Below are 13,574 nucleotides of genomic sequence, written 5' to 3' on the forward strand. Positions count from 1 at the left end.
GACCGGCATGACCACCCCAACTCACGCCATCGACACCGCCCAGAGGTTCCTGCCATGACCGCCATGACGACAGGGCGGTTCGAGGTATGGACCGACGGGTCGGCCAAGCACGGCACCGGCGGATGGGGATGGGTCACCGCGGATGGTCGCACCGGAGGCGGTGCCGAGAAGCCGTCGACAAACCAACGGATGGAACTGACCGCCGCGCTGGAGGCGATCTGGGCCCTGCCCGACCGGCCACTGCTGGTGGTCTCCGACTCGGCCTACCTGGTCAACTGCTTCCAGCAGCGCTGGTGGCGCAACTGGGTCCGCAACGGGTGGGTGAACTCCAAGAAGGAGCCGGTCGCCAACCGCGACATCTGGGAGCCGCTGGTGCGCCTCGCCATCGAGGAGGACGTCGCGTTCCGCTGGGTCAAGGGTCACGCCGGGCACCCGCTGAACGAGGCCGCCGACCAGGTCGCCGAGGCTGCCCGGCTCGGGCGACCCTGGGACTCCCTCGTGCTGCCGCTGGAGGGATACCTGGCGTAGGGTCCACCTGACCATTCCGACTGCCCTCGCTGCCGTTCCACCCCGCCGGGGAGTACCCGCCCGGCTGCCGCACACTGGTCGGCCATGACCGACACGGCCACCCAAGAGATCGCCAAGGCGCTCTGCGACGGCCTCTGCCACCACGAGGGCCGGTACCGCGAGTGCGAGAAGAAGGCGACCACGCTGCTCGACTCCCCCGCGATGACCGCGCTACGTGACCAGGTGCGCGCCGAGGCGTGGCGTGCCTCCCGTCTCGACCTCGCCCACGAGTTGCGCGAATCGGGTGCCTGGGCGGAGGTCCGCATGGCCGAGTGGGTCGAGATGCGGGCCGACCGCGGCCCACTCGGCCCGGACCCGACGCAGGAGACCGAGGACGCAGAGGTCCCCGACCACCAGATCTGCCCCGACTGCCTCGGGGGCATGAACGTCCCCGACCACTACGGCTGCTCGTTCTGCGGCGGCTGTGAGTGCCAAGGAGAATGCTGATGAGCCACACCCCCTCGACCGCGACCGCCCGCGGCAAGGGTGAGCACTCGTGGGTGCAGCCGATCGTCGTCGCCAAGGAGGGCACCCACGAGAACACCGTGCTCGCCGGTGCCCAGGCGTCGGTGGGGCTGTACCTGAGCCCGAACCACACCGCGGCTGACGACCGGTTCGCGCACGCCTTCCACGCCTGGCTGTCCGGCCCCTTCACCAAGACGGTCCGCCGTGCCTCCTACAAGGACCTGGCCAAGGTGGTCGACTGGTGCGAGGAGCACCGGGTGCCCTACGAGGGCGTCGAGTACGGCGACTCGGCCGCGTTCGCGCTGCCGCCGATGCGCTACGTCGACCTGCCCAAGCCGGTCGCCCGACTCCAGGTGTCCGGCACCGACCTGCCACGCCGCCCCGGGGTGGCGCACCGTGCCGACGACGAGGACTCCTGGGTCACCCTGCACGTCGACGAGACGCTGACCACCGGCAAGGCGACCGCGCAGGACGCGCACGCCATGTGGGCCTGGGTCCTGGACTGGACCCGGCACGCCGGGCCGTGGGAGATCGAGAAGTTCTTCGACGTGGGCTGGCCCACCGACCTGAACCTGACCACCGCGGCCAGCCTGGCCAGGATCGCCGACGAGCCGTACACGTTCCCGATCCGCGACAACGGGCTCACCGAGGTCGACCCCGGCACGCTGACCGCGGTCGCCGAGGGTTGGCACGCCACCCGGAGGACTCGCTGATGAGTGACCTGACCGAGACCGGTGCTCGTCTGCCGCACCCCGACGGCGGCAACGTGTTCGTCGACCCGACCCTGCTGACCGAACTGGCCACCGGCACGATCCGCACCGGCCTCGTCGTCGTCGGTCGTCTCCGGTTCGTCGCGCCGCGGGCCGAGGACGCTCTGGTGCACGCCGGATGGGCCGAGCCCACGTGCGGGGGTCTGCTCGCCACCGGCCGGTACTCCGCAGACCTGATGGCCGAGTCGCCCCGCTGAACTGACCAGACCGAACCCGGGCAGCGCACGGCCTGCTGCCGCACACCTTCCCGGCATGAGCACCGCCACCGACGAGATTTCGATCTCCCGCGAGGAGATGACTCGGCGCCACATCAAGTCCTTCTACGGACTCGACCTGCGCCGCAAGATGCGAGTCACCTTCGAGGGCCGCCCCGGGGTGATCACCGGGTTCCGCGACGCCTACGTGCTGGCTCGCCTCGACGACGGGGAGAAGGCACGGCTGCACCCGACCTGGCGGGTCGGCTACCCCGACCTCGACATCCCGGAGGACTGGTCCTGATGCTTCCCATCCAGGAGCGCCTCGCCTGCCGCGACGCCACCGTGTTCGTCGCCTCCGACTCCTTCGACGCCCTCGCCGAGCGGGTGCTGGCCATCGTCGGCACCGGACGCAGGATGACGCTGGTGCAGCGCTACCTCGACACCGAGGGGCGCGCCCGCAGCCTCGACATCCACACCTCGCTGCGCCTCGACGACGTGCCCGACGGCGGCGTCGAGCGATGGTCGCGCACCGACTCGCTCGCGGGCCGCGGCCTTCACGTTCATCTGGCGCCCGGCATCCACGGGTTCGGCTTCGCCGCCTACGACAGGGACGGAACCGAGTCCGACGTGGCCCGCCGCTACCACGCCGACCGGCCCCGCAACGTCACCGTCGCCCGCGTCGACGCCTGGACAGACTCGCCCAGCCGCGAGGACCGTATCGAGATCGAGCGCTGGAACGACCACGGCGTCTGCCGGGTCACCACGGTCGCCTTCGAGGAGTCCACGGACGACCGGAGCCGCGCCGCTGCCCACGACGTGCTCGACCTGGCCGAGGCGGGTCGGATGCCGGAGACGTTCTGGGCCACCGACTCTCGTGTGCTGCGCGCCTGCGAGATCCTCGGGATCACCCCGGCCGCGGCCCGCGAGGGTGTCCGATGAGCGAGCCGACGAACCCGCCCGTCACGGACCTGCTCCACGACTATCTGGTCGCCCGGGACACGGCGCGGCTGAACCGGGTCGCGGAGATGTGGAACGGCCTGACCGAGCGGGAGCAGCGGCTGGTCAAGGAGGCCGCAGTGATGGGTTACGTCCGCGGCACGATGGCCGGACGCGACGTGTCCCCGTTCCCGCGCGACCGGGACATCGTGATCGAGGTGCTCTCCTGCACCGACGGCCACGACCTGTACCCGACCCTGGCCGCGCTCCCCGGCCAGCCGGGCGACAACCTGTCCGACGACGAGGAGGACAAGGCGTGACCGTCTACATCGACGACTACCAGCGCCGCGCGAAGGTCGGTCGCCTGGACGCGACCTGGTCGCACCTGATGGCCGACACCACCGAGGAACTCCTCGCCTTCGCCCGGCGGCTGGGCATGAACCCGCGCTGGATCCAGAAGGCCGGGACCTCACTGGAGCACTTCGACGTCACCGAGCCCAAGCGGCAGCAGGCTTTGAGGCTCGGGGCGGTCCCGATCCGGTACGGCCACGAGGGCGCCGGGCTGACCCGCGCGAAGCGGGAGGGCCGGGTCTTCGACCTGGAGGCGCATCGGGCGGCGCTGCAAGCAGCCGAGGAGGCTCGATGAACCAGACCCTGGACGCGATGGGCCGGGTCCTCGCGCTGACCGGACGCCAGACCGTCCCCGCCGGGCCGGTGCTCAACCACCTCTCCTCGGTGCTGGGCCGCCACTGCGTGGTGAGCGGCTGGGCCGAGGAGCACAAGGACGCCGTACGCCGCGGTGACCCCGAGCACGACATCAACATCCACGGCGCCCGCTGCCTGCTGAACTGCCTCGCCGACGAGGGGATCTGCGGGCACTGCCCCGGCGACGTGCCATGGCCCTGCCCGGACGCCGCGGACGCGCTGCGGCTGCTGGCCGAGATCGAGAAGGCGAACGCCGTGATGGCTGCCGAGTCGCCCAGGCCCACCGGCGCCTCAGTCTCGCTGGCTCGTCTGACCACGATGGGTGTGCAGCCGGGCGACCGGCACTTCCACTGGCGGGTCGAGGACGCCATCGCGGTCTACCTATGGGCTGAGGCGAGCACCCGGCCCGGGCCCGGGCCCGGGACCAACACGATCGCCTACCCGTCGCTGAACGAGGCACGGGACTTCCTGGCCGCCTACAGGGAAGCCCGCGAGACGTCCTGGGAGTCGTGACGCCGCCTGATGCTTCACCGCAGCAGGAGCGACATCACAGCCCTGTCACGACTGGGGAGAAAACGGCACGAAGCCGTCCACGTTCTGCCCATGATCGAGGCCATGAGACTCCGACGCACCATCGCTGCACTCACCATCGCCCTGCTCGCCGGGTCCGGCCTGGCTGTGGCCACCGACGCCGCCGCTCCCCCGGCCGCAGAGGCCGCCGTGGTCAAGAAGCGGGTGGTGAAGATGACCCGGGACTTGCGGGTTGCCCGTGAGGTCCGCCGCGGCTACGACCGCGACCTGTTCGACCACTGGGTCGACGCCGACCGGGACGGGTGCGACACACGCCGAGAGGTGCTGATCATGGAGGCACGACGCAAGCCGAAGGTGGGCGCAGGATGTGATCTGCACGGCGGCCGCTGGTTCTCCTACTACGACGGCCAGCGCACCGGGAACGACTCGTCGTTCGACGTGGACCACATGGTGCCGCTCGCCGAGGCGTGGGATTCGGGGGCCCGCCGGTGGAACGTCGACACTCGACGCCGCTACGCCAACGACCTGGCCGATCCGCGCACGCTGGTCGCGGTGAGCGCGTCATCGAACCGGTCCAAGTCCGATCGTGACCCCGCCGAGTGGCTGCCCCGTCGGGCCGCTCAATGCCGCTACGTCCGCGACTACGTTGCCGTGAAGACCCGGTGGCGGCTGACCGTCGACCGGCGCGAGAAGCGCGCCCTGCTGCGCGCGGTTCGCGGCTGCAAGAACGTGGTCGTGAAGGTGCGCCCCGCGCGGGTCGTCATCGGGAAGACCACGACCGGGCCCACCACCGGCGGTGGCTCGACCGGAGGAAGGACCGGCGGGACCACCTCCGGCGGCTCGGGCACGGACCCGAGGTTCGACTACTGCTACCAGGCCAAGGACGCCGGGTACGGGCCCTACTACCAGGGCCGCGACGCCGAGTACGACTGGTACACCGACTCCGACGGTGACGGGATCGTCTGCGAGTAGTAGATCCCACGCACCGAGAAGCGCCCCGCGCCATCTCGGTCTCCGGGGCGCTTCTCGCGTCTGCGGCTCAGGCGTGCCGAGCCAGACGACCGGCGGCCTCGAAGGCGGCCAGGTCCCACTCCTCGACCAACTTCTCCCGCCACGCCTCCGCGTCGTACGGCGCGTCGTCGGGGTCGTACCCCTCGGTGGGGAAGTCGGCCAGTTCGTATCCGTTGATGTAGTAGGTCGCGTCGAGCGTGGAGGGGTCATCGGCCCGGTTCGCGATCTCGGCGGAGCGCCTGGTCGCCTCAGTGATCTCGGCGAAGTGGTGCTCGAAGTCCTCCTCGCTCACCGCCGGGACGTCCTCACGCATTCGTGCCCGGGCCTCGGTCACCGAGATCGGGGCGACACCGTCGACGGCGAACGGGTGCAGGTCGCGGGCGGTGTTCCACAGGTTGCTGCGCACGGACTCCTGGACCGCGTTCAGCGGCGCAGGCGCCAGCGTGAGCGTCGACTCGCCCCGGCTGGTGGCAGCGAACTGTCCTCCGGCGGGCACTCCGGCAGGAACTCGTGTCTCGGTCATGCCGTTCAGGTGCGCGGGATCTGCCGCCGGTGACAGGGGGCGACTGGTCGGACTCCTCGCCGCCGCGTACGCATGTTCCGGCATAGAGGACCCGTTCGCTGCCCCGACCCAAGGAGGACACCGCGATGCAGTGGCCCCAGCAGATGAGGGTGCGCCCGATCCAGACCTGGCCCGGGACGCTGACCACATCTCGTCGCCGGTCGAACTTCTCGGCGCCCTGGTCCGACACTCTGGAACTTCTGGCCCGCGAGATCAAGGCACTCGGCGGACGCGACGTCGTCCTCCAGGTGGCGATGGCCGAGACCGACTTCCGTCTCGACGGCTTTCCGCGAGCGAACGCGAAGGCCTCCCACCCAGGCGTGATCCTCTCGCTGGAGTCCAAGCACGGCCCGCTGTCGTGGCCCTGCGACACGTTCACGACCTGGCAGGACAACATCCGGGCGGTCGCGCTTGCGATGGAGGCGTTGCGCAAGGTCGACCGGTACGGGGTCACCAAGAACGGCGAGCAGTACACCGGATGGAGGGCGCTCCCCGGGGGCAGCGGCGCCGATGCGGACCTGCCACGCGAAGAGGCCATCTCGGTGCTCGCCACCCTCGCCGGACTCTCCGACCAGGAGACCGCCGCGTTCACCCCGGTCGCGCTCCTGCGCAAGGCGCGCGCCGCCGCGCACCCTGACCGCAACGATGGCGACCGGTCACGCTGGGACCTGGTCGAACGGGCCGCGAAAGCCCTCGGACTGATCGAAGACGGAGCAACCCGACGATGACCATGACCCAGCAGCGACCGCTCTCCGAGTCCGGCGCTGATCCGGTGGCCGACGCCGCGAACCTGCTGATGCGGCTGTCCTCCACCGAGGAGTGGCCGATGGACCGCGGTGCGCAGGACAAGATGCTGAAGAAGGCGCGGTTCCGGGTCCACCCCGACCGCAACGGGGGCGACCGCACCGGGTGGGACGCCGTCGAGGAGGCGGCCAAACTGCTCGGCATCCACCGGTAGGCTCTCCTTGGTCCCAGATCGCCGGGGGTCGTGCGCACCGCGGCTCTCGGCGAGGGGCCGCCAAGTCCCCGCCCGGGCGGAGAGCCGTCGCGGATCTGCCGCACACCTGGCGGCCATGAGAACCGTCGACGACACGATCCCCGAGCCGTACCCTGGCGAGTCCGCGGCCACCTACTGCTCCCGGCTGCCGAAGCGGCGCCACTCGCACGGGGCCAAGGGCAAGATCCTGCTCCTGCCCCGCACCGGCATGGTTGTCGTTCCGTTCGAGCAGCACTCCGGCGGCTGGAACGTGGTCGTGATCAGAGCCGACCGAAAGGGTGTCTACCAGCCCGACGGTTACTCGCTGTCGGTGGGCGCCGACGAGATCGAGACCGCCATCGAGCAACGGCTGGCCCTGGACTGATGGCCGAGTCCGACCGCACCGCTGCCTCCCGGATCGCCGCCCTGCGCGAGTTCTACGGCCACCCCACCATCGAGGTGGACCCGCTGCTGCCCGAGCACGCCGCGCTCCGCGCGGTCAGGCACGTCCTGGACCACATCGAGGACGTGTCGCGCCACCACGCCACCCGCACCGGCACCGACCCGCTGTACGAAGTCCCGTACTGCAACGAGTGCGGCTACGTCTACGACGGGGATACCGCGAACAGCCACACCAGCGACTTCCTCGACGCCCTGCACCTGATCGGCGTCTTGGAGCAGGCCACCCCAGGAGGACCGGTGACCGACCAGTCCGAGACCTCCAACGGGACGGACTGGCCGTACCCGGAGACCGACCGGACCCACGTCCCGGCACCGCCTGCAACCATCGGAGGCGCGACCGGATTGGTCTACTGCAAGGCATGTGGGTTCCTGCTGTGGTCCGGCAGCGGGCCGAGCAAGGGACCGCGCGCCAGCAGGCCCTGCGCACCCGTGCTGGTCCGGTTCCGCGGCGCAGCCGACAAGGTCCTGCTCCCCGACGATGTCGACGACTGACCATGTGCAGCCTGTTCGAGACCCCGGGACGCACCTACCTTGACCACCTCGGTCTGAGCGACCACCCGCTGTCGTGGGAGATCGTCCAAGACCTCGACGACGCGATCCTCTCCGCAGCCGAGCAGGTGATCGCCGAGCGGAGCACCCGAGACCCCGTCATGCGGGCGATGCTCAGCCCCCGCTACGCCCTGTGGGAACGCGTCGACATCCCGATCGAGCACGCCCGACTCGGGATGTGGATCGAAGGGTGGGTGCCCCACGGCAACGGGTACACCAGGACTGAGATCAACGGCCAGATCTCCACCATCACGGATCGGTGGATCACCGTCGTACGGCACGACTCCGGCCTCGACCGACCGGTGCAGGGCACGGTGGAGCGCGAGGCGTGGTCCTACGTGCGCGCTGTGCTACCGGTCCCGCTGGACGCGGCCACGCTCACCGAGGACCGGCCCGGCTACTGACTCAGCGGCGGAACCAGCGGCGTCGGCGCTTCGGCTTCTCCCCGTCGGAGAGCAGTCGCTCCTCCACCCAGGAGAGGTCTGCATCCGACTGCCCGCTCGGCATCCGGTCGCCGATGCGCGGTGCCATCTGGGCCAGGTCCGGGCGGGCGGTGTCTGGCGCCGGTGGTGTCGACTCGCGCACCCGACCGGACGGGTCGATTGCCATGTGACGGCGGGAGTCGGGGCTGACGACGGTGACCACGATGTGGGAGGCCCGGCGGATCGCCTCACCACACAGGTCGGTGACCGCCGCCGGGAGACTGGGCGCGTGGCGGCGGGCCACACCGTCCAGGGTGACCCCGTAGCGGTTCGGGCTGAGTCTCCGGACGGTCGCGGGCAGCGGCCGGGGTCCCCGCCGTTCCGCGTGCGGCGTCGGGCTGCCCGAGGCGGCACCCGGGTCGAACTGTTGCGCGTTCGGTACCGGCTGGGTGTGTCCGGATGAGGGCAGCACTGGAGCCTGCGGGGGCGGCACCTCGTGGTGAGTGGTCATGGCGGTGGCCCTCGACGGTCAGGCGCGGACTGGCTCGGGCGACGGCCCCAGGTTGCTCAACGCATCCAGGCTGGGCCAGTACGCCTCGCGGATCGCTGCGAACCGGTCCCGCAGGTCGTCGAGATGACCGGAGACGGTGAACAGGTCCGGCTGGTGGCCCTGGACGTCGATCTCGCCGTGGACCCGCGCGAAGTAGTCGTGGTGCGACTCCCCCGGCGTCCCGATCGGCAGGCCGTCGTCGTCGATGGCGGGCACGTCGGTGAGCAGCGACTCGGCCATCCGCGACAGCGCACGCACGCCGATCCGGATCTCGGTGTCCGAGGCCCGACCCACCTGGGCCCGGGTCTCCTCGGCGGTGTCGAGCAGGTCGTCGGCGATCAGCGCCCACGAAGCCCGTGTCAGGTCGCCGCGCAGCGCGAGAGCGGACTCCAGCGCCCACGACGGCGGCTCCACGTCCAGGTACTCGCTGAGGTCGATGCTGTCGAGCACCTCGTCATCGGCGCCGTCGAGCCACTCCTCGACCCGGGCTAGGTCGACGTCGTTGGTGGTGTCCAGGCCGACCGTGGCCAGCACGTCCAGCCAGGTTCCGGTCTCGGGGTCGTACAGGCCAGAGGCCGTCATCTCGAACGCGACCCGGATCGCCCACAGGTCGTCGTCTTCGAGGCTCGCGACCCCGGTGGCGGGATCGGAGATCGTGTACCGGCCCGACACCCGCCGGGGCAGCCACATCAGCGGGTGCCACATGAACTCCGCCCGGACGCCGTCCCAGCGGCGGCGCGGCCGCCCGTCGGGAAGCGGCCCGAAGTCGGTGTAGATCGGCAGCGGCATCGCGCACAGGATTGAGGAGAGCACATGGCGTGGCGCGACTCCCGACTCCTCGATGAACTCGCTGAATCGGATGGCCGCGCCGAACGTGGAGCGGCACAGCAGCAGTGGCTCGCCGGGGTTCATCATCGACGGCCTGCGGACGTGTTCCATCTCGGTGATCTCGTTCCTGTGTCTGCGGCGGTGGGCGCCTGCGTTGGACCCGACTCTGCCGAGCGACATGCGTAGACGCCAAGGGCGGTGCGTCCGCCCGAGTGGCCCCCGCTGCCGGTCCCCCACTGGGTGGCATAGGGCACGGCATGGCGAACGCGAACAAGCGCAAGGGCGACAAGGCCGAACTCGAAGCGGTTCGGGTTCTGGTCGACCTTGCCCCAGACCTTGCCCGCACCGACTCGATGAGGATGCTCGGTGCCGGGCGCAAGGAAGATGTCGGCGACCTGCGGGTCTTCGACGACGTCGCGATCCAGGTTCGCAACTACGCGGTGAGTTCCATCGGCACCGCCATCCGGTCTGCTGCCGTCGATGCCTCGGTGCAAGCAGCACGCGGCCGCAACCCGTTCGCGCTCGGCATGGTGCCGATCCCGAACGCCCGCAAGGACTCCGTCAGGTGGCTGGCCTGTGTCGAGACCTGGCCCACCTACACCCGGATCCACCGGCCTGGCTTGGAGACTGTCGAGTTTGCGCTGGTCTCGAAGGCGATCAAGTGGCTGCGCGACGACGTCGGCCCCTACGGCTACCGGGTGTACCCGCGCGAGCAGCGGGTCGCCCACCTGACCGGGTCCGGGGCACCGGTCCTGGTCGCCCCGATCGAGGCGTGGATGGCCGCCTACCGCGAAGGCAGGACGGGTCTGATCTACCCGGCCGCAGGTTGAGCCCGCCGCGCACCTGAGACCTGAACGCACCCACGACCGCCACCGCGGCCTGACCCCGAGAGCACACCCATGAGCATCGCGCCCGACCCCGCCAACCAGGACACCCCGGCCCCCAACCCACAGGAGAAGGCCAGGGCAACCCGGGAGCGCAAACGGCACGAGCGAGAGACGCTGCTGCGCCACGGCGCCGCCTTGGTCGCGGCCGCTGCCGCCCCCGCACTAGCCAAGCGCCGCAACGCCCCGCGCCACCTCGGGCAGCACCTGCGTCCGGACAGCACCACCTCGGCTTGCGTGGAGTGCGCCCACGTCTACGTCCACCAGCGTGCCTGGGATCGTGTCGAGGCCGACCAGCACGAGGCCTGGCTCGACGCCGGGTTCCGTCGCGACGGCGGACGCGGCCTGTGTGAGGAGTGCCTAAGTGCCCTGACGTCCGAAGTCGAGGGGTACCTCAACGACTTCGTGAACCCGGCGCAGCCCGCACCGGAGATGGTCCAGCCCGTACTGGTGGCGCTGGACGGAGGTGCACAGCCCGGGGAGGGCGCCCGCGGTGCCGCGGACCTGACCCTGATCCTCGGTCAGGGCCAGCCGCTGATCGTCGACGATCGCGGCTTCGACATCGGCCTGGAGGACTTCTACTTCCCGCCGCCGATGGGCCCCTGGATCGACGAGGCGGTGTGCGCTCAGATCGACCCGGAGTTGTTCCAGTCCGGGGCCGGTTCGGCCGACCAGGACGCCGCCACCGCAGTCTGCGCCACCTGCCCCGTCCGGCTGTCCTGCCTGCGGTACGCGCTGGAGAATCCGAAGGCCACCTGCACGGGGGTCTGGGGTGGCTACAACCAGTACCAGTTGGAGGGCCTGCGGCGTCGGGCGCGGGAAGCGGCCCGGGAACGCGTCGCGGTGCCCCTGTCGGCGTAGGCCCGCGGCCAACCCCGCCTCGCGGGGAGCAGCCTGCGCATGTCCGCACACGTGAACGTCGAACCGACACCGACGACCCGCAGGAGCCAGCCATGATGGGACGCACGCACGCCACCTCCGGCGCGGTCGCCTACCTGGCCGCGCTCCCGGTGCTCACCCACTACGGCGTCGACGTCGACCCGATCGCGGTCGTCGCCGGAACGGTCGCTGCCGCGGGCGCCGCGATGCTGCCCGACTTCGACCACCAGCACGCCACAATCGCTCAGGCCCTCGGACCGTTCACCAAGGCGCTCGCCCAGATCATCGGCGCCGTCTCCGGCGGGCACCGCAACGGCACCCACTCGCTGCTCGGCCTGGGTGCCTTCGTCTACCTCTCCTACTGGATCGGGGAGGCAGGCGGGATCGCCCTCGGGCTGTGGCTAGCGTTCCTGTTCGCGGTCGCCACCGCGGCCCTGCGCCTGGAGATGACCCGGGCCACCAGCCTGCACTACCTGATCTCCGGCGTCGGCGGTGTCGCCCTGGTCTCCACCAGCGCGTTCGCGCACTTCCCCGTCGACGTGATCCCGTGGGCGGTCGGCATCGGTGTCGCGGCCCACATCGCGGGCGACATGCTCACCAAGGAGGGCTGCCCGCTCCTCTGGCCGATCTCGCGCCAGCGGTTCAAGGTGCTGATGCTGACCACCGAGGGGTTCACCGAGCGCACCATCATCGGCCCGGGGCTCGGCCTGCTCGCCGTCGTGCTGACCCTCTACCAGGCGGGCCTGGTAGACACGCTGCGCCCACCGGGGGCGTAGCCAGGACGTCGTCGCCACTGGTTTCGCTGCGGGTCACGACTTGATCGTCCTACTCTGCGAACAGTCCGGTATGTCGGGTTCTCCCCGTCTCGCTTTCAGGAGCCGCACCATGAATCGCACCGCCACCATCGCCGTCCTCGCTGTCGCCATGCTGGGTACCTCGGGCAAGACTGCTCTCGCGGCCCCGTCAAACCCGTCCGCATCTGCGGTGACCAACAAGGTCGCGACGATCAAGGACGCCCGCAAGGACATGGTGACCGACTGGGGCAGCAGAAGTCAGTGGCCCGGGCCGCTCGACATCTGGCGCGTTACCGGGACGGTGGCCAACGGGCGGCTCGTCGTCATCGGCCGGTTCGCCAACCTCACCGCCGCCAACACGTTCGAGAAGACCTACAACTGGTTCGAGGGCGGAGCGGGCGTGGTCTGGACAGACCAACGAGCCGACTTCTCCGCCTTGGTCACGACCGACACCGGCCAGTACGGCTGGTTCCGCGACGGCGAGGACGGCACTGTGACCCTGGGTCGCCTGTACCGCACAGGGCCAGGAACCTGGGGTCAGGAGGACGTCGACTGCACCGGCGGGACCAGCGGGATCAACGTGAAGACTGAGCGGGTCCGCTTCAGTGTGCCCCTTTCCTGCATGGGGGACCCGACCCGTGCCCGCGTGCAGTTCGATGTGGTGGACTACCGCCGGGGACTGCGCGATGTCGCCGGACCTACCGGGTGGTTCGCCACCTCCTAGCCAGCGGGTGCGACGTGTTCGCGCAGGTGCTCGTCGTAGGGATCCAGTTCATGCCGCGACTCGCCCCAGGCGTGCGGCATCTGTCCCCGCGTCTCGATGCGCCGGGGACAGGGTGCGTCTTTCTCGACGGCATGCGTCATGAGCCCTCCGCGTGCGGCTCTGCGACGTCGGCTCCCCCGAACCCGGCACCCACACTCTGGTGGACCGGGCACTCCGGAATGCTCACGTGCACCGCGACGTCGGCGCGGGAGTCCCCGATCAGCCAGACGACCTCCTCGACGGTCGCCAGTGCGGGCCCGTCGGAGCCGTCGGTGAGCCACATCCCGTCCTCCGCCCGGGGAACGGCGAGCATCTCGTGGACCTCGCTGGCTCTGCCCGACCCACGGAAGAGAACCTGGACCCGCAGCGGCCGGACGGCGGTGTCGACCACCTCGGTGGTCACCGGTCGCTCCCGTCGACGGCCCGCCACAGTATCGTTCCGTCGGCGTGCTGCTCCTCGACGACCACCGAGGCGCCGAGGAGCACCTGCACCGCGGGCTGGGTCGGGTCGTACTGGAACACCCGGCAGTCGTCGTTGGCGCAGAACGCCATCGGGTGCACGTTGGGTGCGATCATCATCGACGCTGCCCAGCCGCACACCGGGCAGTGCGGGCACGCCAGGTGCAGGTCGGCGTAGGGCCATTCGGCGGGGTCGGCGGGTCGCTGGCTCATTGGTCTTCCTCTCACCGGTCTGGCTCCAGTGGACCGCACCGGACCGACACT

General features: G+C 70.5%; 24 protein-coding genes. 19 read left to right on the top strand and 5 right to left on the bottom strand.

Annotated features, from left to right (window positions below):
• The first annotated feature begins 54 nt into the window (after positions 1-54).
• From ACYVIH_RS04900 to ACYVIH_RS04945, 10 genes are all read left to right on the top strand, one after another.
• Positions 55-528, top strand: a complete 474-nt coding sequence (locus ACYVIH_RS04900) for a ribonuclease H family protein (protein WP_460866610.1) — start codon at positions 55-57, stop codon at positions 526-528.
• Positions 529-612: 84 nt separating this feature from the next.
• The gene (locus ACYVIH_RS04905) at positions 613-1,014 is read left to right on the top strand and encodes a hypothetical protein (protein WP_460866612.1); all 402 of its coding nucleotides are present in this window, start codon (positions 613-615) and stop codon (positions 1,012-1,014) included.
• Complete coding sequence (locus tag ACYVIH_RS04910) at positions 1,014-1,745, top strand: aminoacyl-tRNA hydrolase (protein WP_460866615.1); 732 nt, start codon at positions 1,014-1,016, stop codon at positions 1,743-1,745. Before ACYVIH_RS04905 ends, ACYVIH_RS04910 begins: the two co-directional genes overlap by 1 nt.
• Positions 1,745-1,999, top strand: a complete 255-nt coding sequence (locus ACYVIH_RS04915) for a hypothetical protein (RefSeq protein ID WP_460866617.1) — start codon at positions 1,745-1,747, stop codon at positions 1,997-1,999. Before ACYVIH_RS04910 ends, ACYVIH_RS04915 begins: the two co-directional genes overlap by 1 nt.
• A 55-nt stretch (positions 2,000-2,054) precedes the next feature.
• On the top strand, positions 2,055-2,300 hold the full coding sequence (locus ACYVIH_RS04920; RefSeq protein WP_460866619.1) for a hypothetical protein: 246 nt from the start codon (positions 2,055-2,057) through the stop codon (positions 2,298-2,300).
• Positions 2,300-2,938 (top strand): hypothetical protein, encoded by a 639-nt coding sequence (locus tag ACYVIH_RS04925; RefSeq protein WP_460866621.1) that lies wholly within the window; start codon positions 2,300-2,302, stop codon positions 2,936-2,938. Before ACYVIH_RS04920 ends, ACYVIH_RS04925 begins: the two co-directional genes overlap by 1 nt.
• Positions 2,935-3,255, top strand: a complete 321-nt coding sequence (locus ACYVIH_RS04930; protein ID WP_460866623.1) for a hypothetical protein — start codon at positions 2,935-2,937, stop codon at positions 3,253-3,255. The genes ACYVIH_RS04925 and ACYVIH_RS04930 overlap by 4 nt, the downstream gene beginning before the upstream one ends.
• On the top strand, positions 3,252-3,581 hold the full coding sequence (locus tag ACYVIH_RS04935) for a DUF4031 domain-containing protein (RefSeq protein ID WP_460866627.1): 330 nt from the start codon (positions 3,252-3,254) through the stop codon (positions 3,579-3,581). The genes ACYVIH_RS04930 and ACYVIH_RS04935 overlap by 4 nt, the downstream gene beginning before the upstream one ends.
• Complete coding sequence (locus ACYVIH_RS04940; protein WP_460866629.1) at positions 3,578-4,153, top strand: hypothetical protein; 576 nt, start codon at positions 3,578-3,580, stop codon at positions 4,151-4,153. The genes ACYVIH_RS04935 and ACYVIH_RS04940 overlap by 4 nt, the downstream gene beginning before the upstream one ends.
• 102 nt (positions 4,154-4,255) lie before the next feature.
• The gene (locus ACYVIH_RS04945; RefSeq protein WP_460866632.1) at positions 4,256-5,143 is read left to right on the top strand and encodes a GmrSD restriction endonuclease domain-containing protein; all 888 of its coding nucleotides are present in this window, start codon (positions 4,256-4,258) and stop codon (positions 5,141-5,143) included.
• A gap of 67 nt (positions 5,144-5,210) precedes the next feature.
• Here ACYVIH_RS04945 and ACYVIH_RS04950 read toward each other — a convergent pair whose 3' ends face one another.
• A complete protein-coding gene (locus tag ACYVIH_RS04950; RefSeq protein WP_460866634.1) occupies positions 5,211-5,705 on the bottom strand; it encodes a hypothetical protein in 495 nt (164 codons plus the stop codon).
• Between the two features lie 125 nt (positions 5,706-5,830).
• Between ACYVIH_RS04950 and ACYVIH_RS04955 the strand changes: the two genes are divergently transcribed.
• From ACYVIH_RS04955 to ACYVIH_RS04975, 5 genes are all read left to right on the top strand, one after another.
• On the top strand, positions 5,831-6,472 hold the full coding sequence (locus tag ACYVIH_RS04955; RefSeq protein WP_460866636.1) for a hypothetical protein: 642 nt from the start codon (positions 5,831-5,833) through the stop codon (positions 6,470-6,472).
• On the top strand, positions 6,469-6,702 hold the full coding sequence (locus tag ACYVIH_RS04960; protein WP_460866639.1) for a hypothetical protein: 234 nt from the start codon (positions 6,469-6,471) through the stop codon (positions 6,700-6,702). Before ACYVIH_RS04955 ends, ACYVIH_RS04960 begins: the two co-directional genes overlap by 4 nt.
• A 115-nt stretch (positions 6,703-6,817) precedes the next feature.
• Entirely contained in the window at positions 6,818-7,105 is a 288-nt protein-coding gene (locus ACYVIH_RS04965) for a hypothetical protein (RefSeq protein ID WP_460866642.1), read from the top strand.
• A complete protein-coding gene (locus ACYVIH_RS04970) occupies positions 7,105-7,674 on the top strand; it encodes a hypothetical protein (RefSeq protein ID WP_460866644.1) in 570 nt (189 codons plus the stop codon). The genes ACYVIH_RS04965 and ACYVIH_RS04970 overlap by 1 nt, the downstream gene beginning before the upstream one ends.
• Positions 7,675-7,676: 2 nt before the next feature.
• Positions 7,677-8,135: a hypothetical protein gene (locus ACYVIH_RS04975; protein ID WP_460866647.1), complete on the top strand. Its 459-nt coding sequence runs from the start codon at positions 7,677-7,679 to the stop codon at positions 8,133-8,135.
• A gap of 1 nt (position 8,136) precedes the next feature.
• Here ACYVIH_RS04975 and ACYVIH_RS04980 read toward each other — a convergent pair whose 3' ends face one another.
• A complete protein-coding gene (locus tag ACYVIH_RS04980; RefSeq protein ID WP_460866650.1) occupies positions 8,137-8,457 on the bottom strand; it encodes a hypothetical protein in 321 nt (106 codons plus the stop codon).
• A 225-nt stretch (positions 8,458-8,682) separates the two neighbouring features.
• A complete protein-coding gene (locus ACYVIH_RS04985) occupies positions 8,683-9,642 on the bottom strand; it encodes a hypothetical protein (protein WP_460866652.1) in 960 nt (319 codons plus the stop codon).
• Between the two features lie 146 nt (positions 9,643-9,788).
• On the opposite strand from ACYVIH_RS04985, the gene ACYVIH_RS04990 reads away from it, so the two are divergent.
• The 4 genes from ACYVIH_RS04990 to ACYVIH_RS05005 all read left to right on the top strand — a co-directional run bounded on the left by ACYVIH_RS04990 (position 9,789) and on the right by ACYVIH_RS05005 (position 12,812).
• Positions 9,789-10,361 (top strand): hypothetical protein, encoded by a 573-nt coding sequence (locus ACYVIH_RS04990; protein ID WP_460866654.1) that lies wholly within the window; start codon positions 9,789-9,791, stop codon positions 10,359-10,361.
• 69 nt (positions 10,362-10,430) lie between these two features.
• Positions 10,431-11,276: a WhiB family transcriptional regulator gene (locus tag ACYVIH_RS04995; RefSeq protein WP_460866656.1), complete on the top strand. Its 846-nt coding sequence runs from the start codon at positions 10,431-10,433 to the stop codon at positions 11,274-11,276.
• 92 nt (positions 11,277-11,368) lie between these two features.
• Positions 11,369-12,070 carry a metal-dependent hydrolase gene (locus ACYVIH_RS05000; protein ID WP_460866659.1) on the top strand — a complete coding sequence of 234 codons (702 nt, stop codon included), beginning with the start codon at positions 11,369-11,371 and terminating at the stop codon, positions 12,068-12,070.
• Between the two features lie 109 nt (positions 12,071-12,179).
• Positions 12,180-12,812, top strand: coding sequence for a hypothetical protein (locus ACYVIH_RS05005; protein ID WP_460866661.1), 633 nt, complete (start codon positions 12,180-12,182; stop codon positions 12,810-12,812).
• 136 nt (positions 12,813-12,948) lie between these two features.
• Here ACYVIH_RS05005 and ACYVIH_RS05010 read toward each other — a convergent pair whose 3' ends face one another.
• Both ACYVIH_RS05010 and ACYVIH_RS05015 read right to left on the bottom strand, forming a co-directional pair.
• Positions 12,949-13,254 carry a hypothetical protein gene (locus ACYVIH_RS05010; protein ID WP_460866663.1) on the bottom strand — a complete coding sequence of 102 codons (306 nt, stop codon included), beginning with the start codon at positions 13,252-13,254 and terminating at the stop codon, positions 12,949-12,951.
• Positions 13,251-13,523: a hypothetical protein gene (locus ACYVIH_RS05015; protein WP_460866666.1), complete on the bottom strand. Its 273-nt coding sequence runs from the start codon at positions 13,521-13,523 to the stop codon at positions 13,251-13,253. The genes ACYVIH_RS05010 and ACYVIH_RS05015 overlap by 4 nt, the downstream gene beginning before the upstream one ends.
• Positions 13,524-13,574 lie beyond the last annotated feature (51 nt).

Source organism: Nocardioides pakistanensis (assembly GCF_054781215.1).

What these genes read in the sequence shown, in the direction of transcription:
- ACYVIH_RS04900 (WP_460866610.1), top strand. Translation starts at nt 55, where the DNA reads ATGACCGCCATGACGACAGGGCGGTTCGAGGTATGGACCGACGGGTCG.
- ACYVIH_RS04905 (WP_460866612.1), top strand. Translation starts at nt 613, where the DNA reads ATGACCGACACGGCCACCCAAGAGATCGCCAAGGCGCTCTGCGACGGC.
- ACYVIH_RS04910 (WP_460866615.1), top strand. Translation starts at nt 1,014, where the DNA reads ATGAGCCACACCCCCTCGACCGCGACCGCCCGCGGCAAGGGTGAGCAC.
- ACYVIH_RS04915 (WP_460866617.1), top strand. Translation starts at nt 1,745, where the DNA reads ATGAGTGACCTGACCGAGACCGGTGCTCGTCTGCCGCACCCCGACGGC.
- ACYVIH_RS04920 (WP_460866619.1), top strand. Translation starts at nt 2,055, where the DNA reads ATGAGCACCGCCACCGACGAGATTTCGATCTCCCGCGAGGAGATGACT.
- ACYVIH_RS04925 (WP_460866621.1), top strand. Translation starts at nt 2,300, where the DNA reads ATGCTTCCCATCCAGGAGCGCCTCGCCTGCCGCGACGCCACCGTGTTC.
- ACYVIH_RS04930 (WP_460866623.1), top strand. Translation starts at nt 2,935, where the DNA reads ATGAGCGAGCCGACGAACCCGCCCGTCACGGACCTGCTCCACGACTAT.
- ACYVIH_RS04940 (WP_460866629.1), top strand. Translation starts at nt 3,578, where the DNA reads ATGAACCAGACCCTGGACGCGATGGGCCGGGTCCTCGCGCTGACCGGA.
- ACYVIH_RS04945 (WP_460866632.1), top strand. Translation starts at nt 4,256, where the DNA reads ATGAGACTCCGACGCACCATCGCTGCACTCACCATCGCCCTGCTCGCC.
- ACYVIH_RS04950 (WP_460866634.1), bottom strand. Translation starts at nt 5,705, where the DNA reads ATGACCGAGACACGAGTTCCTGCCGGAGTGCCCGCCGGAGGACAGTTC.
- ACYVIH_RS04955 (WP_460866636.1), top strand. Translation starts at nt 5,831, where the DNA reads ATGCAGTGGCCCCAGCAGATGAGGGTGCGCCCGATCCAGACCTGGCCC.
- ACYVIH_RS04960 (WP_460866639.1), top strand. Translation starts at nt 6,469, where the DNA reads ATGACCATGACCCAGCAGCGACCGCTCTCCGAGTCCGGCGCTGATCCG.
- ACYVIH_RS04965 (WP_460866642.1), top strand. Translation starts at nt 6,818, where the DNA reads ATGAGAACCGTCGACGACACGATCCCCGAGCCGTACCCTGGCGAGTCC.
- ACYVIH_RS04970 (WP_460866644.1), top strand. Translation starts at nt 7,105, where the DNA reads ATGGCCGAGTCCGACCGCACCGCTGCCTCCCGGATCGCCGCCCTGCGC.
- ACYVIH_RS04975 (WP_460866647.1), top strand. Translation starts at nt 7,677, where the DNA reads ATGTGCAGCCTGTTCGAGACCCCGGGACGCACCTACCTTGACCACCTC.
- ACYVIH_RS04985 (WP_460866652.1), bottom strand. Translation starts at nt 9,642, where the DNA reads ATGGAACACGTCCGCAGGCCGTCGATGATGAACCCCGGCGAGCCACTG.
- ACYVIH_RS04990 (WP_460866654.1), top strand. Translation starts at nt 9,789, where the DNA reads ATGGCGAACGCGAACAAGCGCAAGGGCGACAAGGCCGAACTCGAAGCG.
- ACYVIH_RS04995 (WP_460866656.1), top strand. Translation starts at nt 10,431, where the DNA reads ATGAGCATCGCGCCCGACCCCGCCAACCAGGACACCCCGGCCCCCAAC.
- ACYVIH_RS05000 (WP_460866659.1), top strand. Translation starts at nt 11,369, where the DNA reads ATGATGGGACGCACGCACGCCACCTCCGGCGCGGTCGCCTACCTGGCC.
- ACYVIH_RS05005 (WP_460866661.1), top strand. Translation starts at nt 12,180, where the DNA reads ATGAATCGCACCGCCACCATCGCCGTCCTCGCTGTCGCCATGCTGGGT.
- ACYVIH_RS05015 (WP_460866666.1), bottom strand. Translation starts at nt 13,523, where the DNA reads ATGAGCCAGCGACCCGCCGACCCCGCCGAATGGCCCTACGCCGACCTG.